Consider the following 15,713-nt stretch of genomic DNA (forward strand, 5'->3'; position numbering starts at 1 on the left):
TTACTTACCTTTGTTTGAATGTGGAAAATCTTCATCAGGCAACGAGCTCATGCCGAGAAATTTGCAAAGCTCTTTCCAGCCATGACCTTTTTCGAAGTTTAATTCTAGAAGCTGGTCAGGCTGACCGCTAAAGAATTCTCTCACTTCGTCATTGTGCCTAACGTACTTATCAATACATTGGTCTTTATTTGCTCTTAAATCATAAGCTCCATAGATCAAGTAATGCCCGACCCAGCCACCTCTTTTCTCAACATGACGTACCAAAGAGTCGTACCATTTCTCGGGGTCTTCTCTTTCTGTAAGAATAAATTTTGCATTTGGATACATAGCTTTCATTTCTTTATATACCAAACACCATGGAATGTCTTCAAACGCATCATACTTAAAGGTCAGTTTCCTAAAATAATCCAATTTTCCTTCGTGCCACCTCAATGTCAGAGGAGCGCTTACTTGGTCTTGCCATCCAAGCCTTCTATAACCAAGAATTTTTAGGGCATCACCTAAAGATGTTGTTCCCGTTTTATTTAACCCAATACAAAAAACCTTATGCTGAGGGTATTCCATTTTAATTTTCCAATTTAGCTTGTGGGTGAGTTTCATGCTATCAAAAGTACCTACTAGGTGACGGTGCCACCGCTTACTGCATAAACAGCTTGGATTTTTCCATAAAACACTTTCTATATTAACATAATGTTACTAAACGGCAAAAGAGATAAATTCATTATTTAAAGAACGAGCCATGTTGTTTCTACCTCAGATTGGCACGAGCTATACGCTACAAGCGTAACCCCGTTGGAGACTGAGATATCCCGAAGCTGCTTCGCAGGGACTCTCCCAAGAGGCGACTTGTAGTTAATCGTTTCTCTATGCCTGGCATTAAGTCTATCTGCAACCTACTAATTTCTTTGCAGGTGTAGATTTCGACGTCAGTTGTTTTAGGATGATTAGTATCAAAACAGACTATTAGTATTCCACCTAGACCTGCGCTGCCATGGTTTGTATGGTCCTGTGATACCAATAACCACTACGAAGTATTAATTACTCACACATACTTAGCAATCTCTCACTCTTGGTCGGTCGTCATCGATGGCCAAAAAGCGAGTAAAACACGATTCAATTCGTCGCTTAATCCAATTACAGTATCTATCGTCTTTGTATTGTCCTTTTTGGCCAACATGATAAAACGCCTGATACGGTCGACCAATTTTTCCAAGGCTGAGCAATTCAGTTGCTGACACACTTAATGGAGTTTTCTTCTAATGACCGCATCAACCAATCTTCGACCTCAAGAGACCGGTGATAGCTCCTAGCTAAGTATGAATCTAACGGCGACAATACTTAACACGACTGCGTAGACATCTCTTGCTTTTACCTTGTCGATACAAAAATGAGTCCGTTTTCCAGCGAGTCTCGTGGCATCACATAGATGTACATTGTAGAGGGGCTATAGGGACGACTCATTTTGCGCGATGAGCTCCAGTGTTGTGGCCATTTGTACAGGATACCGATACTAACACAGTGAAAAGGTCTTTAAATGATTAGATGCGTCTTAAGAAGCACCTTCGATTGTCTAAATGGTCAATGGCGTGTCAGCGTAGCTCTGAAACTAGTTAGACTGGAATCTTACCGTCTGGTTTCGGCACCCTATGCCGCGCTGCAAATCCTTGTTCTTTTTGCAAACCGCGCACCGTTAATGACGGCTGTGCCCGGCGTGGCACATAGCACAGAGACTTATGTGGCCGCACTTCGTTGTAGTAGCCGAATCCAACCGCTAATCACCGCTCGGGCCTAACCCAGCGACTCGAATCGATGCTCACAGATGCACTCTTCCTTCGCGGACCGGAAGAAGCGCTCGACCAAGCCGTTTTGCTCTGGGGGTGTAGGGCGTCGTGAATTCTTGTGTGAGCACGTAGGCTTCAATTTTTATTAACCTAAAAATTGTGAAAGAATTAAACCTACAATATTACAGTTCTCCCACAAATGCGTGCTACTTGACTCTCTGAATGGGAAACTAGAAGCACTGTCTGATCTGAATGTATTTTCTTCATCATTTCAGTTTCCGCCTTCTTCCGGAAACTTTTATCCCCCACACTCAGCACTTCGTCTAAAAGCAATACATCCGGTGTCATATACATAGCTACTGAAAAGCCAAGGCGTGCTTTCATACCTGAGGAATAGGTTTTAACCGGCTCAACCATGAATTCGCCTAGCTCAGAAAACTCTGCAATTTCACTCATTCTTGACTCAACTTGCTTACGTGTGTAACCCATTAGCATACCGCTGAGTATAGCATTATCAATCCCGGGGAGTTCAGGATCGAACCCAGCCTGAAGCGCTAGCAGAGACACCGTGACGCCATGGTTAACTATATTTCCGCTGTCTGGCTGGATGATTCCAGCCACGACTCTAAGCAAAGTCGACTTACCCGCGCCGTTTCGGCCAAGAATACCAAGTGTCTCACCACGATGAATATCGAAGCTAATTTTGTCGAGCGCTTGAAAGTACTCTGGCTTTTGAAAAATCCCACCACGGCGCTTGTAACGAACGCCTACGTTTTCCAAGGAAATTATTACATCTCCGCGGCTTCGGCCGTCACTTTGGGTCATCATTCGATTACAACTCTCGGGAAGATTGGTTCCAAGCGACGATACAGTACTAATACAACCCCAAGTCCAATCAGTGACCCCAATGCCACCCACCCTAAGCCCGCCCAGTCAGGCCACTCATTTCTCACTAACACCTGTCGATATTGATACAGAATATTTGCGACTGGATTCACAAAGAACAGGGAACGCCATTCTTCTGGAATCCGATCTATAGTATAGAATATCCCACTTGTGAACAGGAGAAATTGTATTCCCGTAGGAATCAGATTAGTTAAATCACGGATAAATGGCACGATCATCGCCAAGCTACAGCTGACAACAATCATTAATATTAACTGGACTAATACGACTGGGAAAAATCCAAGCCAGTGTATTGTCGGGTGTAGCCCGTAGAAGAGCAGAAAGATACCTAACATCGCGAACACCAACAGCTGCTTCCCAGTATTTTGGACGATACCAACCAAAGGAAAGAAAAGCGGAGAGATCCTTACCTTGTGCATCAAGCCTTTTCCTCCGACGATGGAGTTCGATGTCTGTTGCACTGTTTTCGCAAACCACTGAAAGGGCACTAGTCCCGTCAGTAGGTACGCAATAAATCCTGGCCCCCCCCTTTCCATCATTACACCAAATACAATGTAAAATACTGCCATATAAAGTATAGGATCGAGAACCCACCAAAGATATCGGAGGTGATTCTGGTTTGCTTCGCTCTTCAAATTCAAGCGTGCTTTAGTCCACACGAGATCTACAAAAGTTCGCCAACTACGGCGCTGCGGCGGATTGATGGTATGAGAAGCCTCCTCATCACCTCGCTCAGTTGCTTGGACACTCTCTAACCAGGCGTTCCCATACTCTTGAGCTAGCCTGAGCTGACGTGCGAGATTATCATTACCCATTTTCTCAGCGGCATCCGCTGCCCGTCTATAACCTTCACCATGCTTAGGAAATCGCTGACGAACTTCCCTCCAGCGGTCGAGTGCCAATGGCCAATCTTCTATATGCATGGCCATTTCTGCAAACTGTATCCAAGGCTCAGGTGAACCCGCGAACAATTCACGAGCCTGCTGGTTGTACATTAGAGCTTTTCCAAACTCGCCTTTTGCAACAGAGATACGGCCCGAAGCAATTAATCCTATAAGCTCATCTGGAAACCGCTCTCTAAGCGTGCCCGCTAGCATCTCGGCGTCTTCTAGATGGCCCTGTTCGCTTCGTAGCTCGGCAAGTTGCTGAAGAGGCCAGGGCTTATCAGGAAAGCGCTCGACGGCAGCGGTCAACAGCTTCTCTGCTTCGTCCAACTCCCCAAGTTTACGGTGTGAGATAGCCGCCTGCACCCAAACTGCTGGCTCATCCGTGTAGACTTGGCGAAGAATGGCCCACCGCTGGATTGCATTCTGCCAATTGCCGTTGTGCATGGCTTGGCGAGGCCACCAAAGCTCTTTCTCTAAAGGGGGCAACCCTTCCTTGGCTGCCACTCCATCGTTTGGTTGACCAATCATCACAGGCAGGCTTTAACCAGTTGAGTCACTAGTTCTTGCTGGCTATGGCTTGTGGTATCGAGAACCACCTCTGCTTTCGCCGGGGCTTCATAGGGACTGTTGATTCCAGTGAAATCCATAATCTTACCTTCGCGAGCCTTCTGGTAAAGTCCTTTAGGGTCACGTTTCTCGCACACGTCTAATGGTGTATTTACATGCGCTTCGATAAAGCATCCGTCATCGAACAGGGCGCGAGCACCATCACGATCAGCCCGGAAAGGAGAAATAAAGGCGGTGATAACAATGATCCCAGCTTCGGCAAACAAACGAGCCACTTCGCCGACACGACGAATATTCTCGGCACGATCCTCCTCACCCATACCAAGGTCTTTACACAGACCATGGCGGACATTATCACCGTCCAACAGCATGGTGTGATAGCCACGACGGTTGAGCTCAACTTCAAGAGCATTGGCCAATGTCGATTTTCCTGATCCTGAGTAACCTGTGAACCACACACACTTGCCCGTATGGCTGTTAAGCTGCTCACGCATAGCCTGTGTTACGCTTGTGCGATTCCAGACTACATTGGCTTTGCTGTCATTGTCGCGGAACTCATAAGGCAGCTCGCTATCGAGTGGCTGGTGGATCATCCCAGCGCCAACAGTAATATTACTCAAACGATCGATGATAATGAAGCTACCGGTACCCGGGCTCGTACGGTAGTCGTCCACCGGGACCGGTGCTGTCAAATCCAGCCTGCAGCGTGCAATGGCATTCAGATCCAGGTGATCGGCGTGGCGTTGCTCCAGGCTATTGACGTCGACTTGATAGTCAATTGCCGTTACCTTGCCTGCCGCATCTCGGGTCGCCAACTTGATGTCATAGAGTTTGCCCGGCTCCAGTGCTGTCTCGTGCATCCATACGATATCAGCCTCGAAGCCACTGGCAAGCGGTACCTTGTCGTCCTCTGCCACCAGCCAATCACCGCGTGAGATATCGATTTCATCGCTTAACGTCACGGTAATCGCTTGTCCAGGATAGGCTGCCTCAAGGTCACCGTCCCAAGTGACAAGTCGCTCGACCGTGGAGACCTTACCAGAGGGCAGTGCTCTGACCTTTTGTCCCGGGCTCATTACCCCCGACGCCAAAGTACCGCAGTATCCTCTAAAGTCGAGGTTAGGACGATTAACATACTGAATCGGTAGACGCAGATCACGAAGATTCTGGTCGTGGCTGATCTCAACTGTCTCCAGCAGCTCAAGTAGAGCGGAACCTTTATACCACTCCATATGCTCACTACGGTTGACAACGTTGTCACCTTTCAGCGCGGAGAGCGGCACAAAACGGATATCAGGTGCATTCAGCTTATCGGAAATTTTCTGGTACTCGGCAACAATCTCGTCGTAACGTGACTGAGAATAGTCGACTAGATCCATCTTGTTGATCGCCACCACCAGATGCTGGATGCCTAGCAGATCAGCAATGAAACTGTGTCTACGCGTCTGTGTCTGAACGCCGTAACGTGCATCAATGAGGATTATCGCCAAGCTGGCTGTAGAGGCACCAGTCGCCATGTTGCGAGTATACTGCTCGTGACCGGGAGTATCTGCAATGATGAACTTGCGTCTATCAGTGGAGAAGAAGCGATAGGCTACATCGATAGTAATGCCTTGCTCCCGTTCTGACTGCAACCCATCTACTAGCAAGGCAAGATCAACCTCCTCTCCGGTAGTACCACTGGTCTTGGATGCCTGCGTGATTGCGGCCAGTTGATCCTCATAAATCATCTTGGAGTCATGCAGCAACCTGCCGATTAAGGTCGACTTTCCATCATCGACGCTGCCGCAAGTAATAAAACGCAACAGATCCTTATTCTCGTGCTCCTTAAGGTACTGCTCGATATCGTTGCTAATAAGCTCTGATTGATGTGCCATGAGTCCTCTCCCCTAGAAATAGCCTTCGCGTTTTTTCTTTTCCATCGAACCAGCCTGATCGTGATCGATGGCGCGTCCACTGCGCTCGGAGGTCCTCGTTAGCAGCATTTCCTGAATAATCTCGGGAAGCGTCGTGGCCCTGGACTCCACCGCACCAGTCAGCGGGTAGCAGCCAAGAGTGCGGAAGCGCACCCATTTTTCCTGAGGAACCTCACCATCCTCAAGAGGCATCCGGTCATCGTCTACCATGATATCCATGCCATCACGATTGACTACCGGACGAGGAGCTGAGAAGTACAGCGGTACGATGGAAATAGACTCAAGATAAATGTATTGCCAGATGTCCAATTCCGTCCAGTTGGACAGGGGGAAGACACGGATAGATTCCCCCTGGTTCACCTTAGCGTTATACGTATTCCATAGCTCAGGGCGCTGGTTTTTGGGGTCCCACCGATGATGCTTGTCCCGAAAGGAGAAAACACGCTCCTTGGCACGGCTGGCTTCTTCGTCGCGTCGCGCACCCCCAAAAGCAGCATCGAAACGATATTTATCCAATGCCTGCTTCAACGACTGAGTCTTCATAATATCAGTATACTTCGAACTTCCATGCTCGAAGGGGTTGATACCTGCGGCCCGGCCTTCCTCATTGATATGTTCGATGAGTTTCATTCCGGCCTCGCTTGCCATGCGATCCCGGAATTCAATCATCTCCCGGAATTTCCATGTAGTGTTGACATGCATAAGCGGAAAGGGAGGTGTGCCCGGATAGAAAGCTTTACGTGCCAAGTGCAGCATTACAGATGAATCTTTGCCTATGGAGTAAAGCATTACTGGATTTCGGAACTCTGCAGCAACCTCACGGATGATATGAATAGACTCAGCCTCGAGTTGTTTGAGGTGCGACTGACGTTCTTGAGTTATGTTCATAAAGGTATCACCATCTAATCACGACAGTAAATATGCTAAATCATATTTTAAAATAAGGAGCAGAACAACTGTCAAAGCGCGTGTAATCGCTCACACTAATTATTTGAGCTTATTGTCATGTATAGAGCGTGTAAGCAAGTCAGCCCATCGCGCGTCTAATTTTCCGCATGCAATGAAATAAGGGTTCAACATGCTGTCTTGCTGATTACACATTAGTGGCTCAAGAGTGTTCGCATTCAGCACACTACCCCCAGCGCCAACCAACACCGCCTGTGCTGCCGCTGTGTCCCACTCACAGGTAGGAGCCAACCGTGGATAGAGATCCGCGGATCCTTCTGCTATGAGGCATATTTTGAGGGAACTTCCCATTGATACAAGCTTATGGTTCGGAAGAAAATCACAAAATTTCTCAAATTCTTGGGTTCCGTGCGAACGACTACCAACTATTTTCCACGGTTCGGCTTCGCTATCTGGAAGCTGCCTAACTGAAATAGGCTCAAAGCTGCTAGAGGCTCTTCGTTTCCACGCTCCCTCACCAACCTGCCCAACCCAAGTTACTCCCCTGGATTCATCCAATGCTGGCGCATGAACAATCCCAAAGACAGGTACGCCTTTCACAACCAAAGCAATGTTAAGCGTAAATTCACCATTCTTCTTGATAAATTCTTTGGTCCCATCCAGTGGGTCAACAAGCCAGTACCGATCCCACTCACTACGAACACTGTATGGTAACTTTACAGACTCTTCAGACAAGAATGGAATTTCAGGCGTGAGGGTTTTAAGCGTCTTTTTAATCGAGCTGTGTGCTGCTAAGTCAGCCTCGGTTAACGGACTCTCATTAGCCTTGGCTTGCACAGTAAAGTCTCGCTGGTAGATTGCCATCACTTCTTCGGCAGCGATCAAGACTCCCGCGATCAGTTTAGTCTTTAATTCTTCATCGACGTAATAGCCCAAAAATCTTCTCCATTGCAAGGTTCAAAGAGCTTTCAGTAGAATGGCCACACGAGTGGAATCAACATGATTGCTGTGGCCGCCACAATAAGGCTTAGTGGTGCACCCAGTCTGAAATAGTCACTGAAGAGATATCCACCTGGGCCCAGCACCATTAAATTTGTCTGGTACCCTAGCGGTGTCATAAAACTCGCGGATGCTGCAAACATTATTGCTACCACAAACGGCATAAAATCGACCCCAAGCTGATTGGCGACGGCTGTGGCAATAGGAAACATAAGAACTGCGGCGGCGTTATTGGTGATTAACTCTGTAAAACATACGGTCAGCAAATATACAAAAGCTAACGCTACCCAAGGAGGAAGCTGGTCTATCATCAATAGCCACTGTGCGATTTCGTCGGCAGCACCAGTACTACGCATGGCCTCACCAAGAGCGAATGAAGCTGCGATTACTACAATTACTGAGATGTCAACTGATCGCCTTGCTTTGCTAGCAGGAACACATTTCGTGGCTAACATACAGCCACCAGCTAACAAAGCCGCCTCTAGAATTGAAAGCATGCCTGTAGCGCTGGTGATGACCATTCCTAAAAGTATCGTCAGAGCCAAGGGCGCTTTGCGAAAGTCGGGTGGAGTAGAGTCGTTAAGGCCACTTATCAGAAGAAAGTCCTTTCGATAACGATACTGCTCGACAAAGTCTTGTGCCGTCTCCAAAAGCAGTGTATCTCCAACTTGTAGAGAGATACTTCCCAATTTTCCTGGTAGTCGCTTTCCGTGGCGTGAAATCGAGAGAATTACAGCTTGATACCGAGACCTAAATCGCGTTTCACGCACTGTCTGTCCTAGACCTGCAAAATCGGGACCAATAACGGCCTCTACTAAGCAACGACGGTGGTGATCAATATCAAGCTTATGAACATCACCTCCTGCTGGCTTAAGTCCCTGTATACGCCTCAATTCTCGGGCACACTCGGGAGCTCCAATAAAAATCAAGATGTCACCAGCCATCAGTTCGGTTTCAGGTGGCACAGCCGTCAATAATCGCCCTTGCCGCTCAATATCTGCTAAATAACCATGGCTTAGATGACGTAAACCGGCACCCGAGATCGTACGCCCTACTAGCGGGCCATTCCTGTCGACACTAACCTCTACGGCATACTCTCGTGCCGATTCAAGTTGCTCTAGTGCACCTTGTCGATTGGGCAGCAGCCGATCAGCGAAGAAATATAGAAAGGTTCCACCTACAATTACTAAAGGAAGCCCTACCCATGTAAGTGAGAACATTCCAAGCCCAGCGCCCGTCATTGACTGAAGTAAGCCATCTACGACTAAATTTGTGCTGGTACCAATTAATGTACAAGTACCACCAATGATGGCGGCATAACTCAACGGCAACAAAAGCTTCGATGGCGGCAATCGTAGACGACCTGCCCACTCTTGAATAGCAGGTATAAACATCGCTACGACTGTTGTATTATTCATGAACGCGCTAAGAGCGGACGCAGGCATCAACACTCTAAGCTGAGCTTCCCTCAGTTTTTCAGGCTGCCCTAATAGTCGGTGCACTAGCCATTGAATAGCACCTGTTTCTTTTAGCCCAGCTGCGACCACGTACAATACAGCAATCGTCATTACGCCGGGATTTGAAAACCCAACAAGCGCTTTGGCTGGTGTAAGTACGCCGGTGAGCACCAACAAAGCTAATGCTCCCATTAGTATCACATCGGGTGAAATTCGCGTTACTGCAAGTGTCACCAAGGTCACAGCTATAGTTGTCAATGTTAATATTGCGGCTAGTTCCATAACCTTCCCTGCGCCACCATTATCTTCCCAGTACCAAATTAAGCATCTTCTACTAGCAACAAAAGCATTAACTTAACTTTTTAACTAGAGAAGCTCTCGACAGCTTTTTTACGAGTTTATTTACTTTTTTACTGACAAAACTAGCAATACATTTTTTACAAGCCATGTCCATTACTTTAGGACTTCAATGAAATTTTATAAACTTAAGAAGGTGGTTTTTTATAACTAACAACGAAAGGTTTTTGGATACTATTCAGAACAGTCCCTACCGTCGTCTCTGTACCTCTCCAATATATTGCTAAATTATACCCAACTGTTGCCCTAACCCCCTCCTCGCCCTCTCACTCCCATGCACCAACCTCACCTCCCCTACCGGTTCCTTGGCGCTTCGCACAAAGTTCAGCAGGTCTTGCTGGTCTGCATGGGCGGAAAAGCCTGAAATCGTCTTGATCGTGGCGTTGACGGCGACTTTTTTCTCTTCGAGACGGACGTGGCTGCCTGGTTTCGCTCCCTGGATGTCTCGCCCTGGGGTGCCTTCGGCTTGGTAGCCGACGAACAGCACGGTGTGTCTGGGGTCTGGGAGCAGTCGTGCGAGGTAGTTAACGACGCGACCTCCGGTGGCCATGCCGCTGGCGGCGATCACAATGGCGCAGGTATTCGTCTCGGCCAGACGCTCCACCATGGCGAGGTGTTCCTCGTGGCTGTCGATGGTCACGAGGCCATCGAAGCTTAGGGGGTGGCGGCCGTCTTCAAGTCGCTGTTTGGCTTCACTGTCCCACCAGGGCTTCAGCTCGCGGTAGACCTTGGTAAACCTGGCGGCCAGTGGTGAGTCAACCACCACCATGGGTATCGGAGGCGTTTCGCGGGGCTCGCGGCCTGGGCTTTCTGCCTCGTGCTGGCTCGGCAGCTCGTGCAGCAGGGTCTCTATCTCGTAGAGGAGCTCTTGCGTGCGGCCGATGCTGAAGGCCGGAATGACCACGCTACCGCCCTCGCGCTGTGCACGATAAATCATTTCCTTGAGCTGTGCGCGCCGCGTCCTGCGGCCTTCATGCCGACGGTCCCCATAGGTGCTTTCCAGCACCAGGACGTCGGCTTTTTCCAATGGGGTGGGGTCCGGCAACAGCGGAGTGTCGGGCGGCCCCAGGTCCCCCGAAAAGACGTAGCGATTATCCAGACTGGCGCGCTGGTCCTCAACATCAATTTCAACGTATGCAGAACCGAGTATATGCCCCGCGTTCTTGAGACGCACCTTGACCTTGACTTGCTCTTCGTCTATGCAACTTTTCCAGACACCATAAGGACTTGGCTCAAGATGCATCTCGACTCTATCAAGAAACCGCTCGATGAGTCTTCTGTCTCGGGTAAAGCCAATTTTCAGCGCGTCTTCAATTACCAGCGGTAGTAGCTTGGCACTGGGCGGGGTACAAATTATGGGGCCTGTGAAGCCGGCGGCCAGAAGATAGGGAAGCCGCCCGACATGGTCGATATGCACGTGGGTAACCACCAGCGCGACGACATCTGCGACGGAAAATTCGATCTGGTGGCGCTCGAAGCTGCTCTGCCCTTTCAGGTCGCTGCCCTGAAACAGCCCGCAGTCAATCAGAATGGCCTGGTGTGGGGTAATCTGGAGCCTGTGGCAGCTCCCGGTGACGCCGTCGGCGCCACCGTGATGCACAATCGCCGGCAAGTCCGACGGTATGCGATTTTCTTCAGCGGATCTGTCGGACATTAGCGACCCTTTGGCGTTTGCTGCGTTATTGGCCCTTAACTGCCGAGAGCGTCATCGACATCCATGACAGGAGGAATGATCAGTTTTACCGCTTCCGTCTTGAACTTCTCTGAGGAGGGGGTCGCATATAGCTCACCGTCCTTATCCGCCGTGCCCCCGGTTCCGTTTACGCCTGCCGTGTACTTCACACTGGTGTCCAAACAGGCTGACCATGAATAGGCGTCCTTGAGCCCCGTGTTAGCCACGTCCACCTCCGCAAGGGTTCCCTCTATCGACAGCGCCGTTCGTGCGGCCGCGAGCTCCTCCTTGCACGCATTCACCGCCGCTCGCTTTTGAAAGTTGGTGTACTGCGGTATCGCGATGGCCGATAGCAGGCCAATGATGGCCACGACCACCAGCAGTTCGATCAAGGTGAAGCCGCCCTGCCCTTGCCGCTGTGTCGGCTTTGCCTTCGCCGTGGCACGGGGTTCGGCAGCTGCGATTGTGGCGCCGGGCTTTAGCATGGCACTAGCAATACGGACTTCAGTGCACGCTGTCGTCGCGTGTGACGGATGGTGTGCGTCCATGACGACTCTCTCCTCAGTGGGACCTGACGTATCGCCGAACAGAACGTTGCGGCGGGGTGATGTCGGCATAGTACGCCGGACATCGTGCCGCGCAGGGCTGAGCGCGCTGAAACCTTGATATGCGTCGGGTTGCTAGCGCAAAACACGCGCTGCGGCGCAATTGACCACTCGCAGAGGCGCAAACTGACGCTATTGTCGACGCTGGATACTGGCTCGCAGAGGAACCATTGTGCCGTTTGATCAAACTGTGGGGGACAGACACGCCCAGGGGCCACACAGCGGCCTGGGGCAACGTCTGGTGGCCCTGGGCCTGCTACCACCGCTGGAGGCGCTACGCGCCGAGCACGACGCCCTGGCCCACGGCAGCACGCTGCTTCGTCACCTTGTCGAGACGGAACGCGTCGAACCCGGTCCCGCGACTCGCGCAGCGGCGGAGGAGTACAGCCTCGACTTTACCGACCTAAGTACGGTGGTGGCGGAGCAACTGCCGCCCCTCAGCCACTTCCCCCAGGCGTTACTGCGGGAACACCAGGTACTGCCCCTGGTACTGGATGACGACCATCTGCACGTGGCCGTGCCCTACCCGTCCACGCTCGCTCGCTTGGGTGAGCTGCAGTTCGTGGTGGGCAAGCCACTGAAGCCGGCGCTGGCGCCCATGGACAAGCTCTCCCTGCTGCTGGATGCCTACCTGGGTGAGGCCAATGCCGAGGATATTGCCGATGCCATTGGCGAGCTGGGCCCTGAGGCGCCACCAAGCCGCAGCCAATCCCCTGCGGCACAGGGGCAGAGTCGCGGTGAGCGTTTCAGTCGGGCGGAGCCGCGCCGGGTAGCAGGAGACGACAGCGATCTCGACGAGGACCTTAGCAGCGGCCAGACGGCTAGCCTCACCAGCCAGGCAGACGATGCCCCGGTGGTGAAGTTCGTCAATACCATCCTGCGGGACGCGGTCAGAAAGCGCGCCTCGGATATCCACTTCGAGCCCTTCGAGGACCGCTTTCGCGTTCGCTTTCGCATTGATGGGCTGCTCCATGAAGTCGCTCAGCCGCCGTTCAACCTGCGCAGTCGCATCGCCTCGCGCTTGAAGGTCATGGCGCGCATGGATATCTCCGAACGGCGCCTGCCGCAGGATGGCACCATCAAGGTCCAACTGGACCACGGCGAGGATATCGATTTTCGCGTCAACTCCCTGCCTACGGTATACGGCGAGAAACTCGTGCTGCGCCTGCTGACCTCCGCCACCACCCGTATCGGGATTGAACAGCTCGGGTTTTCACCCAGCCAGCGCCAGCTGTTCGAGACGGCCCTGGCGAGCCCTCAAGGGATGATCCTGGTGACCGGCCCCACCGGCAGCGGCAAGACGGTCACTCTTTACACGGGCATCCACTTGCTCAACAGCACAGAGCGCAATATCTGCACCGCAGAAGATCCGGTGGAGATCAAGCTGCCTGGGATCAATCAGGTCAATGTGGCGCCACGTATCGGCCTGGACTTCGCCCACACCCTGCGGGCCTTTCTGCGCCAGGACCCGGACGTGGTGATGGTGGGAGAAGTTCGCGATCGGGAAACCGCCGAAATCGCGATCAAGGCGGCCCAGACCGGCCACCTGGTGCTATCGACGCTGCACACCAACTCCGCCGCCGATACGCTCTCCCGGCTCGCCAACATGGGGATCGAATCCTTCAATATTGCCAGCGCGGTCACCCTTATCGTGGCCCAGCGTCTGGCAAGGCGCTTGTGCCCCCACTGCAAGACACCGGTGCAGCTGCCTGAGGATGTGCTCATCCACCACGGGCTGAGTCCGCTACAGGCCCAGCAGGGCAGCTTCTATGACGCCGTCGGCTGCCGCCAGTGCACCCAGGGCTACAAGGGTCGTGTGGGGCTGTTCGAGGTCGTGCCGGTGGACGAGCACATGCGCCGACTGATTCTCAGCGGCGGTAGCGCCGACGAATTCGACACCCTCGCCCGCAGCCAGGGCTTTCCCAATCTGCGCCGCAGTGGCCTGGAACGGGTGATGGAAGGCGTTACCAGTCTGACGGAGGTCTGCCGTATCACTACGGCGTAGCGGCTTTCGTTCTTCCTCTAACTCTTGATGCGAGATGCAGACCACGTGCCCTTCCGCGACCGTTCGTCCTCTCACTCGTCCTCGTCTGTGTATCGGGATCACCGCCAGTCCAATGGAGACGGTCCCGGTTCTGATCTTCGTTCTGGTTCTGGTGCTGGTTCTGGTGCTGGCCATGGAGATGACCACAGCGGGACGGATCAGAGCACTCGCCTGATCGCCGGCCTGCCTACCGGCAGGGAGCGCGTCGCTTCACCTCCCCCTGCTGTCGACGCTTTTCATCACCCCATCGGCGGCCCGGGTGTCAGGCCTGATGTGCGCTCAGGTGCTCGAGCAGATACGGCTGGGCGGTCAAGGTCCGCGCAGCAACGACAGCTCTGCTGGAAGTGGAAGGGAGAAGATCGCCAGGGACTGGCCTGCACCGGCATGCTGCTGGCATCGAAGCGACCCGATGCGCAGCGTCAACTGCACCTGCTGGGCATCACGCCGCGTAAGCTGAAACCCGCCGGCAAGTTGGCCCGATACCAACGACAGATCAAGCCCAAGGACCTGATGTTGTTCTCCCGACAACTGGCCACCCTGCTGACTGCCGGTGTACCGCTACTGGAGGCCTTTCGGGTGCTGGCTGACAGCCTGTCCAACCCCGCCATGCGGTTGATCGTGCAGGCCTTGGGCATGGATGTCAGTGCCGGTGCCAGCCTGGCGCAGGCGCTGTCCCGACAGGGAGCCGCCTTCGACAGCCTGTACGTCAATCTGGTTGCGGCAGGCGAACAGTCGGGCACCCTGGATCAGATGCTGGATCGCCTGGCCAATCACCTCGAAAAACGCGAGCTGCTGAAGGGGCGCGTGCGCAAGGCGCTCTGGTATCCCGCCACGGTGGTGGCAGTGGGTATGGCGGTCAGCGCGATCCTGCTGATCAAGGTGGTGCCCCAATTCGAGCAGATGTTCGACGGAGTGGGCGCGAGCCTCCCTGCCATGACCCAGTGGACCATTCTGCTGTCGGAGTTTGCTCAACGCTGGTGGCTGGTCATGCTGGGAAGCCTGTTCACCCTGGTCGCGGCGGTTCGTTGGCGTGTGGCGAAGTCCCAGGCGGCGCGTCTCAAGCTTCACGCCCTGTCGCTGCGGCTGCCGGTGGTGGGGACGATTCTTGATCACGCAGCGGTGGCGCGCTTCTGCCGCACCCTTGCCACCGCCTTTGCGGCGGGGGTACCGCTGGTAACCGCACTTAAGACCGCCGCCGGTGCCTGCGGCAACGATGTCTATCGCCGGGCAGTGTTGGCGTTGCAGGCCGATGTCGCCAGCGGACAGCGGCTGCACCTGGCGATGCGGCGAACACAGCGCTTTCCGTCGCTGGCCTTGCAGATGGTGGCTATCGGGGAGGAAGCCGGCGCCTTGGATGGCATGCTAAGCCGGGTGGCCGACCACTATGAGCGCGAGGTAGATGACCGGGTCGATACGCTGACCAGCCTGCTGGAGCCGCTTATCATCGTGGTACTGGGGGTGGTGGTCGGCGGCCTGGTATTGGCGATGTATCTGCCCATCTTCCAATTGGGCAATGTGGTGTAACGGCCTCTCATCCAGGCACCACGCGTCGAGGGTGTCGTTAAGCCCTATCTAAGAGCTATCGGCTCAGGCCGGTAATGGCGGCCTGACGGGCC

12 protein-coding genes are annotated in these 15,713 nt (G+C 52.8%); 2 read left to right on the plus strand and 10 right to left on the minus strand.

The window, feature by feature from the left end; all coding sequences use genetic code 11:
• From KUV86_RS14840 to KUV86_RS20095, 10 genes are all read right to left on the minus strand, one after another.
• Positions 1-600 carry a sulfotransferase family protein gene (locus KUV86_RS14840; protein ID WP_222485331.1) on the minus strand — a complete coding sequence of 200 codons (600 nt, stop codon included), beginning with the start codon at positions 598-600 and terminating at the stop codon, positions 1-3.
• A gap of 1,188 nt (positions 601-1,788) precedes the next feature.
• A complete protein-coding gene (locus KUV86_RS20155; protein WP_222485332.1) occupies positions 1,789-1,920 on the minus strand; it encodes an integrase core domain-containing protein in 132 nt (43 codons plus the stop codon).
• 35 nt (positions 1,921-1,955) lie between these two features.
• Positions 1,956-2,609 carry an ABC transporter ATP-binding protein gene (locus KUV86_RS14850; protein WP_261397659.1) on the minus strand — a complete coding sequence of 218 codons (654 nt, stop codon included), beginning with the start codon at positions 2,607-2,609 and terminating at the stop codon, positions 1,956-1,958.
• Entirely contained in the window at positions 2,606-4,102 is a 1,497-nt protein-coding gene (locus tag KUV86_RS14855; protein WP_261397683.1) for an ABC transporter permease, read from the minus strand. Before KUV86_RS14855 ends, KUV86_RS14850 begins: the two co-directional genes overlap by 4 nt.
• A complete protein-coding gene (gene cysN / locus KUV86_RS14860) occupies positions 4,102-6,018 on the minus strand; it encodes a sulfate adenylyltransferase subunit CysN (protein ID WP_222485334.1) in 1,917 nt (638 codons plus the stop codon). The genes KUV86_RS14855 and cysN overlap by 1 nt, the downstream gene beginning before the upstream one ends.
• Before the next feature lie 12 nt (positions 6,019-6,030).
• Entirely contained in the window at positions 6,031-6,945 is a 915-nt protein-coding gene (gene cysD, locus KUV86_RS14865) for a sulfate adenylyltransferase subunit CysD (RefSeq protein ID WP_222485335.1), read from the minus strand.
• Positions 6,946-7,044: 99 nt separating this feature from the next.
• The gene (gene cysQ, locus KUV86_RS14870) at positions 7,045-7,899 is read right to left on the minus strand and encodes a 3'(2'),5'-bisphosphate nucleotidase CysQ (protein WP_261397660.1); all 855 of its coding nucleotides are present in this window, start codon (positions 7,897-7,899) and stop codon (positions 7,045-7,047) included.
• Positions 7,900-7,931: 32 nt separating this feature from the next.
• Positions 7,932-9,701: an SLC13 family permease gene (locus KUV86_RS14875; RefSeq protein ID WP_222485336.1), complete on the minus strand. Its 1,770-nt coding sequence runs from the start codon at positions 9,699-9,701 to the stop codon at positions 7,932-7,934.
• 298 nt (positions 9,702-9,999) lie between these two features.
• The gene (locus KUV86_RS14880; RefSeq protein WP_222485337.1) at positions 10,000-11,430 is read right to left on the minus strand and encodes an MBL fold metallo-hydrolase RNA specificity domain-containing protein; all 1,431 of its coding nucleotides are present in this window, start codon (positions 11,428-11,430) and stop codon (positions 10,000-10,002) included.
• A gap of 35 nt (positions 11,431-11,465) precedes the next feature.
• Complete coding sequence (locus KUV86_RS20095) at positions 11,466-11,996, minus strand: prepilin-type N-terminal cleavage/methylation domain-containing protein (RefSeq protein WP_315900994.1); 531 nt, start codon at positions 11,994-11,996, stop codon at positions 11,466-11,468.
• A gap of 229 nt (positions 11,997-12,225) precedes the next feature.
• Between KUV86_RS20095 and pilB the strand changes: the two genes are divergently transcribed.
• Entirely contained in the window at positions 12,226-14,058 is a 1,833-nt protein-coding gene (gene pilB, locus KUV86_RS14890; RefSeq protein ID WP_315900995.1) for a type IV-A pilus assembly ATPase PilB, read from the plus strand.
• 423 nt (positions 14,059-14,481) lie between these two features.
• Positions 14,482-15,621, plus strand: a complete 1,140-nt coding sequence (locus KUV86_RS14895) for a type II secretion system F family protein (RefSeq protein ID WP_261397661.1) — start codon at positions 14,482-14,484, stop codon at positions 15,619-15,621.
• Positions 15,622-15,713: the final 92 nt, after the last annotated feature.

The sequence above is a fragment of the Halomonas sp. DP8Y7-3 genome (genome assembly GCF_019801675.1).
Lineage (GTDB): Bacteria > Pseudomonadota > Gammaproteobacteria > Pseudomonadales > Halomonadaceae > Halomonas > Halomonas litopenaei_A.